The 17,318-nt window shown below is 71.9% G+C and carries 17 protein-coding genes and 1 pseudogene; 11 read left to right on the top strand and 7 right to left on the bottom strand.

Going from position 1 to position 17,318, the window contains the following annotated elements; translation table 11 throughout:
* The first annotated feature begins 53 nt into the window (after positions 1-53).
* The 3 genes from efeB to ACZ7L4_RS15995 are packed head-to-tail and all read left to right on the top strand — an operon-like array spanning position 54 to position 3,206.
* Positions 54-1,325, top strand: a complete 1,272-nt coding sequence (gene efeB, locus ACZ7L4_RS15985; RefSeq protein ID WP_472102912.1) for an iron uptake transporter deferrochelatase/peroxidase subunit — start codon at positions 54-56, stop codon at positions 1,323-1,325.
* A gap of 6 nt (positions 1,326-1,331) precedes the next feature.
* On the top strand, positions 1,332-2,177 hold the full coding sequence (gene efeU / locus ACZ7L4_RS15990; protein WP_472102914.1) for an iron uptake transporter permease EfeU: 846 nt from the start codon (positions 1,332-1,334) through the stop codon (positions 2,175-2,177).
* 48 nt (positions 2,178-2,225) lie between these two features.
* Positions 2,226-3,206 carry an SCO2278 family lipoprotein gene (locus tag ACZ7L4_RS15995; RefSeq protein WP_472102916.1) on the top strand — a complete coding sequence of 327 codons (981 nt, stop codon included), beginning with the start codon at positions 2,226-2,228 and terminating at the stop codon, positions 3,204-3,206.
* A 117-nt stretch (positions 3,207-3,323) separates the two neighbouring features.
* On the opposite strand, the gene ACZ7L4_RS16000 is transcribed toward ACZ7L4_RS15995, so the two are convergent.
* Positions 3,324-4,070, bottom strand: a complete 747-nt coding sequence (locus tag ACZ7L4_RS16000) for a bifunctional DNA primase/polymerase (protein WP_472102918.1) — start codon at positions 4,068-4,070, stop codon at positions 3,324-3,326.
* A gap of 140 nt (positions 4,071-4,210) precedes the next feature.
* A complete protein-coding gene (locus tag ACZ7L4_RS16005; RefSeq protein WP_472102920.1) occupies positions 4,211-4,873 on the bottom strand; it encodes a TetR/AcrR family transcriptional regulator in 663 nt (220 codons plus the stop codon).
* 137 nt (positions 4,874-5,010) lie between these two features.
* Between ACZ7L4_RS16005 and ACZ7L4_RS16010 the strand changes: the two genes are divergently transcribed.
* Both ACZ7L4_RS16010 and ddaH read left to right on the top strand, forming a co-directional pair.
* Positions 5,011-5,196 (top strand): DUF6243 family protein, encoded by a 186-nt coding sequence (locus ACZ7L4_RS16010; RefSeq protein WP_422477393.1) that lies wholly within the window; start codon positions 5,011-5,013, stop codon positions 5,194-5,196.
* 101 nt (positions 5,197-5,297) lie between these two features.
* A complete protein-coding gene (ddaH, locus tag ACZ7L4_RS16015; RefSeq protein WP_472102922.1) occupies positions 5,298-6,128 on the top strand; it encodes a dimethylargininase in 831 nt (276 codons plus the stop codon).
* A 113-nt stretch (positions 6,129-6,241) separates the two neighbouring features.
* Here ddaH and ACZ7L4_RS16020 read toward each other — a convergent pair whose 3' ends face one another.
* From ACZ7L4_RS16020 to ACZ7L4_RS16030, 3 genes are read right to left on the bottom strand one after another with little or no spacing between them, the layout of a single operon-like run.
* On the bottom strand, positions 6,242-7,261 hold the full coding sequence (locus tag ACZ7L4_RS16020) for a small ribosomal subunit Rsm22 family protein (RefSeq protein ID WP_472102924.1): 1,020 nt from the start codon (positions 7,259-7,261) through the stop codon (positions 6,242-6,244).
* A gap of 43 nt (positions 7,262-7,304) precedes the next feature.
* A complete protein-coding gene (locus ACZ7L4_RS16025) occupies positions 7,305-8,429 on the bottom strand; it encodes a serine hydrolase domain-containing protein (protein WP_472104026.1) in 1,125 nt (374 codons plus the stop codon).
* Positions 8,426-9,748 carry a multidrug effflux MFS transporter gene (locus ACZ7L4_RS16030; protein ID WP_472102926.1) on the bottom strand — a complete coding sequence of 441 codons (1,323 nt, stop codon included), beginning with the start codon at positions 9,746-9,748 and terminating at the stop codon, positions 8,426-8,428. The genes ACZ7L4_RS16025 and ACZ7L4_RS16030 overlap by 4 nt, the downstream gene beginning before the upstream one ends.
* Positions 9,749-9,855: 107 nt before the next feature.
* On the opposite strand from ACZ7L4_RS16030, the gene ACZ7L4_RS16035 reads away from it, so the two are divergent.
* Positions 9,856-10,851: a Gfo/Idh/MocA family protein gene (locus ACZ7L4_RS16035; RefSeq protein ID WP_472102928.1), complete on the top strand. Its 996-nt coding sequence runs from the start codon at positions 9,856-9,858 to the stop codon at positions 10,849-10,851.
* Positions 10,852-10,857: 6 nt separating this feature from the next.
* Here ACZ7L4_RS16035 and ACZ7L4_RS16040 read toward each other — a convergent pair whose 3' ends face one another.
* Complete coding sequence (locus ACZ7L4_RS16040) at positions 10,858-12,489, bottom strand: alkaline phosphatase D family protein (RefSeq protein ID WP_472102930.1); 1,632 nt, start codon at positions 12,487-12,489, stop codon at positions 10,858-10,860.
* Between the two features lie 109 nt (positions 12,490-12,598).
* Here ACZ7L4_RS16040 and ACZ7L4_RS16045 point away from each other — a divergent pair, with 109 nt between their 5' ends.
* The 5 genes from ACZ7L4_RS16045 (at position 12,599) to ACZ7L4_RS16065 (ending at position 15,887) form a co-directional block, all read left to right on the top strand.
* Positions 12,599-13,369: an SDR family oxidoreductase gene (locus ACZ7L4_RS16045; RefSeq protein ID WP_472102932.1), complete on the top strand. Its 771-nt coding sequence runs from the start codon at positions 12,599-12,601 to the stop codon at positions 13,367-13,369.
* A gap of 101 nt (positions 13,370-13,470) precedes the next feature.
* On the top strand, positions 13,471-14,034 hold the full coding sequence (locus ACZ7L4_RS16050) for a DoxX family protein (protein ID WP_472102934.1): 564 nt from the start codon (positions 13,471-13,473) through the stop codon (positions 14,032-14,034).
* 43 nt (positions 14,035-14,077) lie between these two features.
* Complete coding sequence (locus ACZ7L4_RS16055) at positions 14,078-14,410, top strand: MazG-like family protein (protein WP_472102936.1); 333 nt, start codon at positions 14,078-14,080, stop codon at positions 14,408-14,410.
* 47 nt (positions 14,411-14,457) lie between these two features.
* Positions 14,458-15,363 (top strand): glycosyltransferase family 2 protein, encoded by a 906-nt coding sequence (locus tag ACZ7L4_RS16060; protein ID WP_472102938.1) that lies wholly within the window; start codon positions 14,458-14,460, stop codon positions 15,361-15,363.
* Positions 15,364-15,407: 44 nt separating this feature from the next.
* A complete protein-coding gene (locus ACZ7L4_RS16065; protein ID WP_472102940.1) occupies positions 15,408-15,887 on the top strand; it encodes a hypothetical protein in 480 nt (159 codons plus the stop codon).
* A 10-nt stretch (positions 15,888-15,897) separates the two neighbouring features.
* On the opposite strand, the pseudogene ACZ7L4_RS16070 reads toward ACZ7L4_RS16065, so the two are convergent.
* Positions 15,898-17,272: pseudogene (locus tag ACZ7L4_RS16070) on the bottom strand (MFS transporter).
* Between the last annotated feature and the right edge of the window lie 46 nt (positions 17,273-17,318).

Genomic DNA, 17,318 nt, shown 5'->3' on the forward strand with positions numbered 1-17,318 from the left:
CCCACGAGCCGTTGGTCGTACACGTGAACACGCACCACAAGGAGAGGGTCGCCATGGCGGACGACGAGACCTCCAACTCCCCTTCCCCGTCCCGGCGTTCGCTGCTCGCCGCCGGTGGTGCCGGGCTCGCGCTCGGTGCCGCGGCCGCGGGCGGCGCCGTCGCCCTGACCCGGTCCGGCGAGGGCTCGGACATGCAGCCCGCGGGCGAGGCCGGCGGCTCGGTGCCGTTCCACGGCGTGCACCAGGCCGGGATCGCCACGGCGGTTCAGGACCGGCTGCACTTCGCCGCGTTCGACGTGAAGACGGCCGACCGCGAGGAGTTCGTCCAGCTCCTGAAGGACTGGACGAAGGCCGCCGCGCGGATGACCGAGGGCCGCACCGTCGGCGAGGGCGCGTACGGCGGGCTCGTCGAGGCGCCGCCGGACGACACGGGCGAGGCGCTGGGGCTGCAGCCGTCGCGGCTCACGCTGACGATCGGCTTCGGGCCCTCCCTCTTCGAGAAGCACGGGAAGGCGCTCGGCATCGCCGACAAGCGCCCCGACGCGCTCGTCGAACTGCCGAAGTTCCCCGGCGAGAACCTGGAGAAGACCCGCAGCGGCGGCGACCTGTGCGTACAGGCCTGCGCGGACGACCCGCAGGTCGCCGTGCACGCCATCCGCAATCTCGCGCGGATCGGCATGGGCAAGGTCGCCATCCGCTGGTCGCAGCTCGGCTTCGGCAAGACCTCGTCGACGACGCCGGACGCGCAGACGCCCCGTAACCTGCTGGGCTTCAAGGACGGCACCCGCAACATCGCGGGCACCGAGAAGGACCGCCTCGCCAAGCACGTGTGGGTGGACGCGGCGGACGCCGAGTGGATGAAGGGCGGCTCGTACCTGGTCGCCCGCCGGATCCGCATGAACATCGAGACCTGGGACCGTACGTCGCTGCAGGAGCAGGAGGACGTGTTCGGCCGGGACAAGGGCGAGGGCGCCCCGGTCGGCAAGGCGAAGGAGCGCGACGAGCCGTTCCTGAAGGCGATGAAGCCGGACGCGCACGTGCGGCTCGCGCACCCCGACTCCAACCACGGGGCGACGCTGCTGCGCCGCGGCTACTCGTTCACCGACGGCACGGACGGGCTCGGCCGCCTCGACGCGGGCCTGTTCTTCCTCGCGTACCAGAAGGACGTGCGCAAGGGGTTCATCCCGGTGCAGCGGAGCCTGGCGACCGACGCGCTCAACGAGTACATCCAGCACGTCGGTTCGGCGGTGTTCGCGGTGCCGCCGGGGGTGCGGGACGGCAGTGACTGGTGGGGCCGCGGCCTCTTCGAGAAGACGGAGGCGTGAGACGCGATGTTCGCGAACTATCTGATCGGGCTGCGTGAGGGGCTTGAAGCCAGCCTCATCGTCTGCATCCTCGTCGCGTACCTGGTGAAGACGGAGCGCAGGGACGCCCTGAAGCCGGTGTGGGCGGGGATCGGCGTCGCCGTCCTCGTGTCGCTCGCGTTCGGCGCGGGCCTGGAGTTCGGCTCGCAGGAGCTGACGTTCCAGGCGCAGGAGGCGCTCGGCGGCTCGCTGTCGATCATCGCCGTGGGCCTGGTGACGTGGATGGTGTTCTGGATGCGGCGCACCGCCCGGCACCTGAAGTCGGAGCTGCACGGCAAGCTGGACAGCGCCCTCCAGATGGGCACGGTGGCCCTCGTCGTCACGGCGTTCCTCGCGGTGGGCCGTGAGGGCCTGGAGACCTCCCTGTTCGTGTGGACGGCGGTGCACGCCACCAGCAACGGCACGACGGACCCGGTGATCGGCGCGCTGCTCGGGATCGCCACCGCGATCGTCCTCGGCTGGCTGTTCTACCGGGGTGCGCTGCGCATCAACCTGTCGAAGTTCTTCACATGGACCGGCGGCATGCTGGTCGTCGTGGCGGCGGGCGTCCTCGCGTACGGCGTCCACGACCTCCAGGAGGCGGACTTCATCGGCGGCCTGAACAACCTGGCCTTCGACATCAGTTCCACGATCTCCCCCGACGGCTGGCTCGGCACGCTCCTCAAGGGCGTCTTCAACTTCCAGCCCGACCCGACGGTCCTCCAGGTCGCCGTCTGGTTCGTCTACCTTGTCCCCACCCTCGCCCTGTTCTTCGCGCCTCCCGGACTGTTTTCCCGCAGGGTCGCGGCAGTGCGGGCCTCCTCTTCCCGGTAGGGTTCGGGCCCGTGGCAGGGCCGGGGAGCGGAAGGTGAATCGAACGTCATGAGCGAGGCCAGGAACAGGATCGGCCGACCGGTCGCAGCGGCGGCCGCCGCGGTCGTGCTGTCCCTCACCGCGAGCGGCTGCGTGACCGTGCACGGCGAGCTGGAGATCGTCCCGACGACCACGAAGGGGCAGGCGGCGCGCGCCGTCGACACCTTCGTGGACGCGTACAACGAGGCGGACAGGACGTACGACGCGGACGCCGACGCCAAGCACGTCACCGGCGCGCTCGGCGCGATCGACGCGGCGAAGCTGAAGGCGGGCCGCGCGCTCAACCCGAACGGCAACCCGAAGCATTCGCCGCTGAAGCTCACCGACACGCAGATCACGGTGCCGAAGAAGGCGGGCTGGCCGCGCTGGTTCGTGACGAACTCGGACAACAACCGGGTCGACGGCTACCGCTGGGTGATGGTCTTCACCCGCAACGCCCAGAACGCGCCGTGGGCGGTCTCCTACCTCTCCCTGTTCCGGGACGGCACGGTCCCCAAGTTCAAGACGGACAAGGACGGTTGGGCCGAGTCCGTCGCCCCGGACGCGTCGGGTCTCGCGCAGCGTCCGAAGGACATGGGCGACAAGTACATCCAGTACCTCAAGAAGGGCGGGGACGGTTACGCCCCGGGCCCGCACACCACGCGCTGGCGCCAGACCCGCGAGCGGATCGACTCGCGTCCGGGCCTCACCACGCAGTTCATCGACGAGACCCTCACCGAGGGCAATTACGCGCCCGTGGCCCTGCGCACCGAGAACGGCGGCGCGCTCGTCTTCTTCACGACCCGCCGCTACGAGAAGCTGACCGCGTTCCCCGGCAGCAATCTGCCCGCGATCGGGGCGGATGTGAAGGCGCTGATGAAGGGCGAGCCCAAGGAGTCGGCGATGTACGGCTACGTCTCGGGCCAGGCCGCCATCGACCCGCCCAAGTCCTCGGGCAAGGTCAACGTGGTGTCCCGCGTGGAGGGCATCACGACGGCAGAGGGCAACTAGGCCTCATCGCCGTGTGAGCAATTCAAGCGTCGGCGATGGGTGAGCAGATCAAGCCCCGCCGGCGATTGAGGCGCGGGGTCCGGGGCAGAGCCCCGCGACCGCAACACCGGACCACGTCTACGGCCACGCCGACGTGTAGTCCGGCTCCGCCCCCACGTACCGCGCACACTCATCCGTCAACGTCTCCAACAACGTGAGCGGATCAGGAAGCGGATGCTCCGGCCCCCGCACCCAGAACACGGACCGCTCCCCCGGCAACCGCGCCGGCGGCACCAGCACGTAGGACCCGCGGCAGTGCCACCGGAGCCCGGGATGCTCGTCCATGGTCTCGGGGTGGCAGTCCAGCTCGCAGGGCCACCACTCGTCCTCCTCGTCCGGCGTGCCCCGCGTCGCCGTGAAGAAGAGCATGCGGTCGCCGCCGGACTCGGCGACGGGCCCGACCTCGATTCCGGCGGCGAGCAGCCGCTCCAACGCCTCGTGCCCCGCCTCCAGCGGAACGTCCAGGACGTCGTGGACCATGCCGGTCGCGGTGATGAAGTTGGCCTGCGGCTGATGTCTCGCCCAGCGCTCGATCTGCGCGCGGTCCGTCGTGGACTGGGTCTGCCAGGCGAAGGAGACGGGGTGCCTGCCGGGGGTCGGACAACCGACTCGGTTGCACGAACACCGGTAGTCGGAGGGGTACGCGGCCGGGGCCAGCGGCAGTCCGGCGGCGGCAGCGGCGAGCAGCAGTTCCTCGCGGTCGGCGTCGGCGGCCGCGGTGTCCTTGGGGCCGCGCGCGGCCCTCAGCCACCGTGAGATGAGGCCGCCCGTACGCCCCTCCGTACCGCTGCGCCCGCCGAGTCGGCGGTCCTGCTCCGCGCCCATCAATCCCCTCACCATCGCCGTCGAGCCACTGCTGTCGTGCCGAGTCCGGATGAACCTTGGACCAAAAGTGTCCCACCATCCTGCGCCTCGGGTGGCCACAGTCCACATCCGGGGTGTGCGAGGGCGTACGGGGCCGGTTTTCAGGGGCGGCGGGCGGCGATCCCGTGGAGGGCGTACTCGACGATCGCGTCCGCGTACGCGTGGTCGAGCGGTCCGGTGTTCTGCAGCCAGCGCTGGGCGAGCGGTCCGGAGAACAGGTCGCGGGCGACGAGCGGGTCGACCTCGGCGCGGATCTGGCCGGCCTCCTGGGCGGCGCGCAGCCGGGCCGCGTACAGGTCGAGTCCGGGCATGAGGAGCTTGGCGACGAAGTCCTCGGCGAAGTCGCGGTTGGCGAGGCCCTCGGCGGCGAGCGCGCGGGCCGGGGCCTCGAAGCGGGGGTCCTTCAGCTCGTCGACGGTGGCGCGCAGCACCAGCTTGAGGTCGGCCTCGATGTCACCGGTGTCGGGCAGGGAGTCGTAGTCGAGCGGGTAGTCGGGGTGCTTCTCGGCTGCGGCCTCCTGGTTGCGCTCGCCGAGGTCGATGAAGGCCTCCATCAGGACCTCCGCCTTCGAGCCCCACCATCGGTAGATGGTCTGCTTGCCGACACCGGCGCGGGCGGCGATGCCCTCGATGGTGGTGCGCGGGTAGCCGATCTCCCCCACGAGGCCGAGGGCGGCGTCGTAGATCGCACGGCGGGAGCGTTCGCTGCGGCGGGTGGCGTCGGGGGCGGCCTTCTTCGCCGACTGGCTCTTCGTGACTGACATGGTTCGAATGTAGCAGCGGGCGAGCCGAGACGGTCCGTCTCGACACCCCTTGACAAGACGGTCCGTCTCGCCCACAGTGGAGCACCTCAACAACGCGAGACGATACGTATCGTCGCATCGATGGAAGAGGTGCACCCATGACCCGAGGTGGAGCAGGCGGCATGCTGGGCGTCGGCGGCGCCCGCAGCAACATGTCCCGCAAGGCGATGCGCGGCGGCGGCCGCGGCGGACGCGTCGGCGGCGGGGGCGCCGACCCGGTGGCGCAGAAGCGTGAGCTCCTGCGCAAACTCCAGGAGAAGCGCGGCACGCACGACGCGTCGTGATCAGGATCAGGCGTGAACCACCCGTTCGGTTCACAGCCCCGAGGGCTCCTCCGACCGCACCATGGGCTTCCACCCAGATCTGCGGTCGTGAGGAGCCCTCATTGCGTAATCCGCGCCTTGTCGAACGTCGCGCCACACCCCGGCGCTATCTCATGTGCCCACCGGCACACTTCAAGGTCACGTACTCGATCAACCCGTGGATGGACCCGACGAAACCCGTCGACGTCCCGCTCGCGGTCGCCCAGTGGGAGGACCTGGTCGCCCGCTACCGCGCACTCGGCCACACCGTCGAGGTGCTCGACCCGCGCCCCGGCCTCCCCGACATGGTGTTCGCGGCGAACGGCGCGACCGTGGTGGACGGGCGGGTGCTCGGCGCCCGGTTCGCGCACCCGGAGCGGGAGGCCGAGGCCGCGGCGCACCTGGAGTGGTTCCGGGCCCATGGCTACGCCGAGGTCCACGAGCCGGTCCATGTCAACGAGGGCGAGGGCGACTTCGCCGTCACCGCCTCGTACGTGCTCGCGGGGCGCGGTTTCCGGGCCTCGCCGCTGTCGCACGGGGAGGCGCAGGAACGCTTCGGCCGGCCCGTGATCGGCCTCGACCTGATCGACCCGCGCTTCTACCACCTGGACACGGCGCTCGCGGTGCTCGACGACGCGGAGGACTCCGTCATGTACTACCCGGCGGCGTTCTCGCCGGGGAGCCGGGCGGTGCTGCGGCGGATGTTCCCGGACGCGCTGATCGCCTCCGAGGAGGACGCGGTGGCCTTCGGCCTGAACGCGGTGTCGGACGGGCTGAACGTGCTGCTGCCGCAGGGGGCCGTGGGGTTGTTCGGGCCGCTTCGGGAGCGGGGGTTCGTGCCGGTGGGGATGGATCTGGGCGAGTTGTTGAAGGGGGGCGGGTCGGTGAAGTGCTGCACGCTTGAGCTCCGCTGAACGGGAGCTTCGTTCGGGCCGCACCGTGGTCGGGGTCGCGGGGCTCTGCCCCGGGCCCCGCTGCTCAATCGCCGCAGGGGCTTGATTTGGGGCTCTGCCCCATACCCCGCTCCTCAATCGCCGGAGGGGCTCGATTGGCCGGAGTCGCTTGATTGGCCCCACGCGTCGCCCCAGTCCGCGTTCCGGGCCTCGCGGTAAGCGGTTCCGTGCTTCTTCGTCACCGTGGTTCGCCGCAGGGTCCCCTCCGCCTCGCAGAGATCCAGCAGGACCTGGCCCTTGCGGATCTGGGGCTTGCGGATCATGCGGGACGGGGCGGGTGTCGGCGCGGAGCGGGTCGCGGCGACGTAGGCGAACTTCTCGTCCTCGTAGGCGAGGGAGCCGCCCTTGACCTGGCGGTGCAGGGAGGAGCGGGCGACGCGCGCCGAGAAGTGGCACCAGTCCGTGCCCGGGACGATGGGGCAGGCGGCGCTGTGCGGGCAGGGTGCGGCGATGTGGAACCCGGCGGCGATCAGGCGGTCGCGGGCCTCGATGACGCGGGCGTAGCCGTCCGGGGTGCCGGGTTCGATGATCACCACGGCGCCGGTGGCGGCCGCCGCGGCGGCGTCGACGACCGTCGTGCGGTCGGCCTCGGTGAGTTCCTTCAGCACGTACGAGACGGTGACCAGGTCGGCCTCCGGCGCGTCGTGGACGCCGATCCGCCCCCGCTCCCACCGCACGGAACCCTTCAACCCGGCCTCCGCGGCGGCGAGTTCGCGGCCGAGGTCGAGCGCGGGCTGCGACCAGTCGACGACCGTCGTGGTCCGCTCCCCCGGCCACACGTCCCGCGCCGCCCACACGGCCGCGCCCGTGCCGCCGCCAATGTCCAGGTGGCTCGCGGGCGGCCGGCCGGACGCGGCGTCCAGCGCGTCGAGCGCGGAGCGCACCGCCTCGAACGTGGCGGGCATCCGGTACGCCGCGTACGCGACGACGTCCGCCCGCTCCCGCAGGATCGGGGCGTCGGTCGGGGTGGTCCCCCGGTAGTTCGCGATGAGCCGCTCGACGGCCTTCGCCGCCTGCGTGGGCGGAAGACCGTCGACGAGCCCGGCGAGGGCCGCGCGGAGGGTGTCGGAGGACGACTGGAGGGGGGCGTTCACCCCCTGATTCTACGAACCGGTGGAGGCGGTCGCGGGGGCCGCCTCAGACCACCGCCCTCGCCAAACGGTTCGCCGCCGTCACCCGCGGCCCGTTCGCCGGGCCGCGGCGGCGGGGGTGGACCGTGTTGGCGAGGAGGATCAGGAAGGTGTCGGTCGCCGGGTCGATCACCAGGGACGTGCCCGTGAAGCCGGTGTGGCCCGCCGCGCCGCGGCCCGCCAGGTCGCCCATGAACCAGGACTGGTCGAGGCGGAAGCCGAGGCCGGGCGGGGTCAGCATCAGGTCGACGAAGTCGGGGCCGAGGATGCGGGCCGTGCCGTGGGAGCCGCCGGTCAGCAGGGTGCGGCACAGGATCGCCAGGTCGTACGCCGTGGAGAAGAGGCCCGCGTGTCCCGCCACGCCGCCGAGCGCCCAGGCGTTCTCGTCGTGCACCTCGCCGTGCAGCATGCCCCGGTCCGCCTTGGCCCAGGGGCGGCGCTGGTCCTCGGTGGCGGCGGCGTCGGGGCACGGGCCGTACCCGGTGGCGGTCATGCCGAGGGGGCGGGTGATGCCCTCGCGGATCAGGACGTCGAGGGGGCGGTCCGTGATGCGCTCCAGGACCTGCTGGAGGAGCAGCATGTTCAGGTCGGAGTAGAGGTAGTCGCCCGGTGGCGACGACGGTTCCTCCGCGCGGAGGAGGGCCAGGCGCGCCGCTGTGTCCGGGGCGTCGTACAGCGGGAGTTCGGGGCGCAGGCCCGAGGTGTGGGTGAGCAGGTCGCGGACCGTGATGCCGTGCCGGGCGGCGGCCGTGCACTCGGGGACGTACGCGCCGACCTTCGCGTCGATGCCGAGCCTGCCGCGCTCGATCTGCTGCACGGCGGCGATCGCGGTGAAGAGTTTGGTGAGCGAGGCCAGGTCGAAGGGGGTGTCCGGGGTCATGGGGACGCGGGACCCGGGCGGCAGCTCGACTCCCGTGTCCGTCGCTTCGTCGTACGACGCGTAGCGCGCCGCCCAGCCGTACGCCCCCTCCGCCGCGATCACCGGGCCGCGCCCCGCGAGCACGACGGCCCCTGCGCACCAGGGCCGCGGCCCCTCGGGCAGCCCGCGCACATCGGCGAGCAGCCCGGCGAGCTGCTCGGCGTCGAGCCCGGCCCGCTCGGGGGTGCCGTGGCGCAGTCTCGGCGCGTTCAGCGCTGCTCACCCGCCGGGCGCCGCTGCCAGGGGCGGCACAGGGTCACGAAGGCGAGCGCCGCGACGAGCCCGGAGACGAGCTGGACGAGCGCCATCGGGACCGCCGTGTGCTCGCCCGCGATGCCGACGAGCGGGGAGGCGATGGCGCCGATCAGGAACGAGGCCGTGCCGAGCAGCGCCGAAGCGGAGCCGGCCGCGTGCGGGGTGCGCATGAGCGCGAGGGCGTTGGTGTTGGGCGTGGTCAGGGCCATGCAGGACATGAGGACGAAGAGGCCCGCCGCGATGGGCGCGAGGCCGAGTTCCTCGGGCGTTCCGAAGACGCCGCTCGCGGCCAGCAGGAGGAACGCGGCGGCGAGGACGACCAGGGTGAGGCCGATGCCGAGCACCTTGTCGAGGTCGACGCGGCCGACGAGCACCTTGCCGTTGAGCTGGCCGACGGCGATCAGGCCGATCGAGTTCAGGCCGAAGAGGAGGCTGAACGTCTGCGGGGACGCTCCGTAGATCTCCTGGATGACGAACGGGGAGGCCGACACGTACGCGAAGAGTGCCGCGAACGCGAAGCCGCCGACGAGCGTGTAGCCGAGGAAGACGCGGTCGGCGAGCAGTCCGCGCATCGTGCGCAGCGCCTCCATGGTGCCGCCGCCGTGCCGCCGCTCGGGCGCGAGGGTCTCCGGCAGGAACTTCCACACGACGGCGGTGAGCGCGATGCCGATGCCGGTGAGCACGACGAAGACGCCGCGCCAGTCGGTGAACCGCAGCACCTGGCCGCCGATCAGCGGCGCGACGATCGGGGCGATGCCCGAGATCAGCATCAGGGAGGAGAAGAAGCGGGCCATCGCGACGCCGTCGTACAGGTCGCGGACCACCGCCCGCGCGATCACGATGCCCGCCGAGCCCGCGAGGCCCTGCATCAGACGGAAGGCGATGAGGAGGGCGGCGTTCGGCGCGAAGGCGCAGATCGCCGTCGCGAGGATGTAGATGAGCAGGCTGATGATCAGCGGCCTGCGGCGGCCCCACTTGTCGCTCATCGGGCCGACCACGAGCTGCCCGAGCGCCATGCCGGTCAGGCACGCGGTGAGGGTGAGCTGGGCGGTGGCGGCCGAGGTGTGCAGGGAGCCGGTGACCTCCGGCAGGGCCGGCAGGTACATGTCCATGGACAGCGGCGGTACGGCGGTCAGGCCGCCGAGGATGAAGGTGACGAGGAGGCTCGCGCCGACGCCGACTGCCGCCCTGGGGACGGGAGTTGGGGCGGCCGCCCGGACCTCACCGGTCGCGTTCTCCCCCGTGGTGCTCCCGGTGGAACATCCGCTGTCCTTCATTCCGTTGTCCCTCGTTTCCCTTCGTCTCTCCCGGCCACCTGTGCGATTCCCTATGCTCTCAGCTCGGCGGTGCGGTCGAGACCAATATCTGGAGTGGGTGGGGCGCGATGGCGGAACGGGTGCGTTGGGGAATTCTCGCGACGGGCGGGATCGCCGCGTCGTTCACGGCCGATCTGCTCGATCTGCCGGACGCCGAGGTGGTGGCCGTGGCCTCGCGCAAGGAGACCTCGGCGAAGGCCTTCGCGGAGCGCTTCGGGATCGAGCGGGCGTACGGCGACTGGGCCTCGCTCGCGGCGGACGAGGACGTGGACGTCGTGTACGTGGCGACGCCGCACGCCGCGCACCGGGAGGCCGCCGGGCTCTGCCTGGAGGCGGGCCGTGCGGTGCTGTGCGAGAAGGCGTTCACGCTGAACGCGCGGGAGGCGGCGGAGCTGGTGACGCTCGCCCGCTCGCGGGGCGTGTTCCTGATGGAGGCCATGTGGATGTACTGCCATCCGCTGGTGCGCCGCCTGAAGGCGCTCGTCGACGACGGGGCGATCGGCGAGGTGCGCACGGTGCAGGCCGACTTCGGGCTCGCGGGCCCGTTCCCGCCCGCGCACCGGCTGCGGGACCCGGCGCAGGGCGGCGGCGCGCTCCTGGACCTCGGGGTGTACCCGGTGTCGTTCGCTCAGCTGCTGCTCGGGGAGCCCGCCGACGTGACGGCGTCCGCGCAGCTCTCCGAGGAGGGCGTCGACCTGCAGACCGGGATGCTGCTCTCGTGGGACGGCGGGGCACGGGCGCTGCTGCACTGCGCGATCAACGCCGGTACGGGCGTGACCGCTTCGGTGACCGGTTCGGCCGGGCGGATCGACGTACCGGACGGGTTCTTCTACCCGGAGCGGTTCGTGCTGCACCGGGACGGGCGGGAGCCGGAGGAGTTCGTGGCGGCCCCCGAGGACGGTCCGCGCGATTCGATGCGGCACGAGGCCGTCGAGGTGACGCGGCGGATCCGGGCGGGCGACACCGAGTCGCCGCTGGTGCCGCTGGACGGCTCGCTCGCCGTGATGCGGACGCTCGACGCCGTCAGGGAACGGGTCGGCGTCCGCTATCCCGGCGAGGACTGACCGGGGTTACGCGGGCTTGAGCCCGGGCTCTCCCACGGCCGTCACGAACGAGGCCGCCGTGGTGAGGGCCGCCCCGGGTGTGGTCACCGCGGACACCGTCTTGAAGTCGGCCCGCGCCGCCTCCCGGCCCAGCTCCACGGTCGCGTAGCCGCGCTGGCCGTTGTAGTGCTTCATGTGCGGGTTGCGGGCGAGGTACCCGGCCCAGTTGGACGGCTTGGCGGAGCCGTCCTTGCCACTGGTGATCGAGGTCGTCACGATCTCGGTGCCGACCGTGCGGGAGTCCTGGTCGTCGGCGTCCCGCTTGATGTCCATGGCGTACGAGACGTGGACGTCGCCGGTGAGGACCATCAGGTTCTCGACGCGGGCCGCCTCCGCGCCCTTGAGGATCCGCTCGCGGGAGGCCGGGTAACCATCCCAGGAGTCCATGGAGAGCGTGGTGTTGCCGGCGGTCGCGTTGTTCCTGCGGGAGAACGTGACCTGCTGCGGGACGACGTTCCACAGGGCCCGCGAGTCGCGCCAGCCGTCGGTCAGCCAGCGCTCCTGGGTGAAGCCGGGCAGCGTCTGCGAGGCGGCCTCGGACTCGGGCGTCGGCGTCTTCCAGCCGTCGCCGTTGGCCTGGTCGGTGCGGTACTGGCGGGTGTCGAGGATGTCGAACTGGGCGAGCCGGCCCCAGTGCAGCCGCCGGTAGAGCCGCATGTCGGGGCCGCTCGGGACCTGCGGGCGGCGCAGCGGCTGGTTCTCCCAGTACGCGCGGTACGCGGAGGCGCGGCGCAGCAGGAACTCCTCGGGCGGGTTGCCGTTCTCGTCGGTGTCGCCCGCGTAGTTGTTCTCGGTCTCGTGGTCGTCCCAGGTGACGACGAAGGGGTGCGCGGCGTGGGCGGCGCGCAGGTTCTCGTCGGACTTGTAGAGGGCGTACCGCAGCCGGTAGTCCTCCAGCGTCATGGTCTCCCGGTTGAAGACGTCGGGCAGCACGCGGTCGGTGTAGTTCCGGGCGCCGCCGACGGAGGTCACGGCGTACTCGTACAGGTAGTCGCCGAGGTGGAAGACCACGTCGACGTCGTCCTCGGCCAGGTGCTTGTACGCGGTGTAGTACCCGTCGTGGTACGCCTGGCAGGACACGGCGGCGAGGGTCAGCGCGGAGGTCTTCGCGCCGGCGGCGGGCGCGGTGCGGGTGCGGCCCGCCGGGCTCACCCAACTCCCCACGCGGAAGCGGTAGTAGTACACGCGCCCGGCCGCCAGCTTGTCGACCTCGACGTGCACGGTGTGGTTGTACTCGGGGTGCGCGGTGGTCGTGCCGCGCCGCACCACGCGCCGGAACCTCTCGTCGCTCGCCAGCTCCCAGGCCACGTCGACGCGGGCGGCGGGCAGTCCGCTGCCGGTCTCGTACGGGGACGGGGCGAGCCGGGTCCACAGCAGCACGGAGTCGGGCAGCGGGTCGCCGGAGGCGACGCCGAGCGTGAAGGGGTCGCTCTTGATCTTCTTGGCGTCGAGCTCGGCGGCGGCCGCGGTGCCGGCGGTCGGCAGGTTGGTCGCGAAGGCGAGCGCGGCGGCGGCGCCGGTGACGGTGAGGAATCTTCTGCGGCCCAAGTGCTGGGCGGCGACACGGAGTTCGGCTGCGTGCTGCGATGTCTGGGGCATGAAGCGTTATTGCAGTGGCCGGGGACGACGCCCGACTGTCACGTACACAACAGCCACATGGCGGATCGATGATCTCCGTGTGGCCGCGCGACCCGTACGCTGCGGCCCCATGAACGCTTCGCAAACGGACACCGCTTCGCGCACCGCCGTCGTCACCGGCGCGGGCTCCGGCATCGGCCGGGCCGTCGCCCTCGAACTGCTGCGGGCGGGCTGGCGCGTGGCCCTCGCGGGCCGCCGCGCCGAGACCCTGGAGGCGACCGCGGCGCTCGCCCCGGACGCCGATTCCCTCGTGGTCCCCGCGGACGTGTCGCGCCCCGAGGACGTCACGGCGCTCTTCGCCACGGCCCGCGACGGCTTCGGCCGCCTCGACCTGCTCTTCAACAACGCGGGCACGTTCGGGCCCGGCGGCGTCGGCATCGAGGACCTGGAGTACGACGCGTGGCGGCAGGTCGTCGACGTGAACCTCAACGGGGCGTTCCTGTGCGCACAGGCGGCGTTCCGGCAGATGAAGGAGCAGGACCCGCAGGGCGGCCGGATCATCAACAACGGCTCCATCTCGGCGCACGCGCCGCGCCCGCGCTCGATCGCGTACACGACGACGAAGCACGCCATGACCGGCCTGACGAAGTCGCTCTCCCTCGACGGCCGCCCCTACCGGATCGCCTGCGGCCAGATCGACATCGGCAACGCGGCGACGGACATGACCGAGGCCATGCAGCGCGGCATCCCGCAGGCGAACGGCGAGCTGGCGGCTGAGCCGGTGATGGACGTCTCCGACGTGGGGCGCACGGTGCGGCACATGGCCGAACTGCCGCTCGACGCCAACGTCCAGTTCGCGACGGTCCTGGCGACGAACATGCCGTACATCGGCCGGGGCTGAAGTCCGGCTTCCGCATGTGCGGGCTTGATCCACTGGACTAGTGTCACTCGAACGGGCCTGCGCACCAGGTGCGGGCCGGACGAGTGCCGGACGGTGAGGTCATGACCTGCTCACGTTTTCGTACGTCTCGTAGTTCCTGCCCCGGGCGCCGCGACCTCGGGCTGCTCGCGCTGCGGCTCGGCACCGGCGGAGTGCTCGCCGCGCACGGGGCTCAGAAGCTCCTCGGCTGGTTCGGCGGCGGTGGGGTGTCCGGCACGGCCGCCGGCATGGAGGCCATGGGGTACCACCCGCCGAAGGCGAGCGCCATCGCCGCCGGGCTCGGGGAGGCGGGCGGCGGGGCGCTGCTCGCGCTCGGGCTCGCGACCCCTGTGGGCGGTGCGGCCGCCGCCGGGACCATGGCGGGCGCGGCCGCGGTGCACGCGCCGAACGGCTTCTTCGCGCAGAACGGCGGCTACGAGTACGCGGCGTTCCTCGGCTTCGTCGCGGCGGGCCTCTCCGTGACCGGCGCGGGCCGCTACTCCCTGGACCACGCACTCGGCCACCGCCTCGACCGGCACTGGATGGTGCCGGCGGCGCTCGTCGGGGCGGGCGCGGCGGCACTGGCCGTGGTGTCGTCCCGCAACAAGCAGGTGGCCGCGCGCCAGGACGAGAAGGAAGAGGAATAGCCCGCCCGCGAGACCCGTCGGCGACCCTCTACCCTCGTCGCTCGTGACGACGAACCCCGACTCCGACGACGCCCTGTGGACGACGATCGACCGCCTGCGGACCTGGCTCGACGACCACAACGCCCGCCCACCCCAAGAGGCCCTCCTCCTGCGCATGTTGAAGCTGTCGGAGGAGGTCGGCGAGGTCTCCGAGGCGGTGATCGGCGCAATCGGCCAGAACCCGCGCAAGGGCGTCAGCCACTCCTGGGGCGACGTGGAGTCGGAGCTGTGCGACGTGGTCGTTACGGCGCTGGTCGCCCTGGGCACCCTGACTCCCGACCCGCGGGGCGCGCTGCGGGCGCATGTGGCGAAGGTCGCGGACCGCTCCCTGACCTGACCGAGCCGCGGGCCGGGCGCACAAGGTGAACGGCTACCATCGCCGCCATGACTGACAGGCACCGAAGCACCGAACTCCCGCGCCTGGGTGTGGCCATCGTCACCATGGGCAACCGGCCCAAGGACGTCGACGCCCTCCTGGAATCGGTGGCCAAGCAGGATGCGGTGCCCACCCGCGTCGTCATGATCGGCAACGGTACGGCGCTGCCTGCCTACCCCGGCTACCCGTTCGAGGTCACGACGGTCGAGCTGGACGACAACCTCGGCTGCCCCGGCGGCCGCAACGTCGCCCTCGCCCGGCTGCGCGAGTTCGGCGACGTCGACGTGGCCGTGGAGCTGGACGACGACGGGCTGCTCGTCGACGCCGATGTGTTCTCCACCATCCAGCGCCTGTTCGCCGAGGACCCGAAGCTCGGCATCGTCGGCTTCCGGATCGCCGACGAACTCGGCGAGACGCAGCGCCGCCACGTGCCGCGGCTGCGGGCGAAGGACCCGATGAAGCGCGGGCTCGTCACCGCGTTCCTCGGCGGCGCCCACGGTTTCTCGATGAAGATGCTCGACGAGACCGGCGACTGGCCCGCCGACTTCTTCTTCACGCACGAGGAGACCGACCTGGCGTGGCGCGCGCTCGACGCGGGATGGAAGGTCCTCTACGAGCCGCAGCTGCTGCTCCAGCACCCGAAGACGTCCCCGGCCCGGCACGCCGTCTACCACCGGATGACCGCCCGGAACCGGGTGTGGCTGGCCCGCCGCCGGCTCCCCCTCCCGCTGATCCCGCTGTACCTCGCGGTGTGGACCGGCATCACGCTGCTGCGCACGAGGTCGCTGGGCGGTCTGCGCGCCTGGGCGGGCGGCTTCGCGGAGGGCCTGCGCGCGTCCGCCGGTGAGCGGCGCCCGATGCGCTGGCGGACGGTGTGGCGGATGACGCGGCTCGGCCGCCCGCCACTGATCTGACCGTACGGGGGTCGGCGCACGCCCACAGGTGCTTCGCTGGCCCCATGATTGTCGTCGCCACCAGTGTCATCGCGGTCCTCGGCACCCTGCTGGGCGCGGGCCTGAGCCACGTACTGCAGGCTCGCACGGCCGCCCGCGGCCAGGACTTCGCGCGCGCCGAGCGGCTGCGCCAGGAACGCATCGACGCCTACTGCGCGTTCGGCGGCGCGCTCGCCAACTACCGGCGGGGGCAGCTGGACCGCTGGTTCCCCGAGCACGTCGACCGGCCGGGCGAGACGGCCGACGTCCACGAACTGCGCCGCGAGGCGCAGCGGTTGAGGACGGCGGCCATGGAGGCGATGTTCCGCGTCGAACTGCTCACCGAGACCCCGGCCCTGACCACCCTCGCCCGCGAGGCGATGGCGTCCGTCGACCGCATCCCCACGGCCGACGACCGGGACGAACTCCGCGTCGTACGGGACGAGTCGCGCGGCCTGATCCACCAGTTCATCGCGGCGTCACGCCCCCACGTGCTCCCCCGGTGACCGGCGCCGGTCAGATCGACTCCAGGCTCCGCCCGGTCGTCCGCGGCCCCAACAACCGCACGTTCAGGCACAGTACGAGCATCAGCACGCCCGACGCGATGAACACCGCGTTGGCGCCCAGGTCCTCCAGCACGTCGATCGCGACGAACGGCAGCACCACCGAGGTGAGCCGGGACAGCGAGTACGCGATCCCGATGGCGCTGGAGCGCATGCCCGTCGGGAAGATCTCCGTCTGGTAGACGTGGAAGGCGTTCGAGAAGACGTTGCTGCTGACGGTGAGCAGGAAGCCCGCGCCCACGATCAGCCAGGACGCCTCCGCGAACCCGAAGACCAGGCCGAACGCGGCGATCCCGAGCGCCGACAGGATGATGAGCGTGCGCCGCTCGATCCGGTCGATCAGCGGCACGGAGAGGGCGGAGCCCACCGGGTAGCCGAGGTAGCTGAGGGCCGCGTAGGAGAGGGACTCCGTGACGGTGTGGCCCTTGGCCTGGAGGACGACGGGGGCGAGTGAGCCGAAGCCGTAGTAGCCGACGGTCTGGAGGATCTGGAAGATCCACCACATCACCGTGCGGCGGGCGTAGGGGGCCTTGAACATACGGCTGAGCGGCACCGTGGTTGACGTCTCGGGGCTCTGCCCCGGACCCCGCTGCTCAATCGCCGCAGGGGCTTGATTTTGCCCACCCGCTCGACTGGGCCCGTCCGTTTGAAAAGCGATGCTCCGCACCACCGCGTCCGCCTCCGCCGTTCGCCCCCGCGACGCCAGCCAGCGGGGGGACTCCGGGAGGCGGGTGCGCAGGATTTGGATGAACGCGGCGCCGAGTGCGCCCGCGACGAGGAGCCAGCGCCAGCCGTCGATGCCGAGCAGTTCGTGCTTGGCGACGAGGCGCGCGCCGAGCAGTGCCGCGACGGGCACGCCGACGAAGCCGAGGGTGTAGGCCCAGGCGATGTAGCGGCCGCGCACCTTGCGCGGCAGGAATTCCGCCAAGTACGTGTCGACGAGGACCAGTTCGGCGCCGAGGCCGAGGCCTGCGAGGAAGCGGAGCACGGACAGCTGGGTGGCGTCCTGCGCGAACGCGCAGGCCAGCGAGAACAGCGAGTAGAGCCCCAGGTTGACCAGGAACATCTTGCGCCGCCCGAACCGGTCGGCGAGCACGGACAGCACGTTGGCGCCGACGAACATGCCGAGGAACCCGGAGGCGATCAGCCACGACTTCTCGGTGCCGGACAGCTGCCAGGACTCGGCGAGCGCGGCGGCGAGCACGCCGCCGAGGAACACCTCGTAGAGATCGAAGAAGGCCCCTACGCACGATCGCGGTCAGCCTGCGGTGCCACGGCCCCACGGGCAGCCGGTCGAGCCGGTCGACCGGGTCCGTCGTGTCGTTCATGTCCGGGGCGGCGGCAGCCCCCGTGACGCCCTGCTCACTCATGGAC

This window comes from Streptomyces sp. NPDC107575, assembly GCF_055657265.1.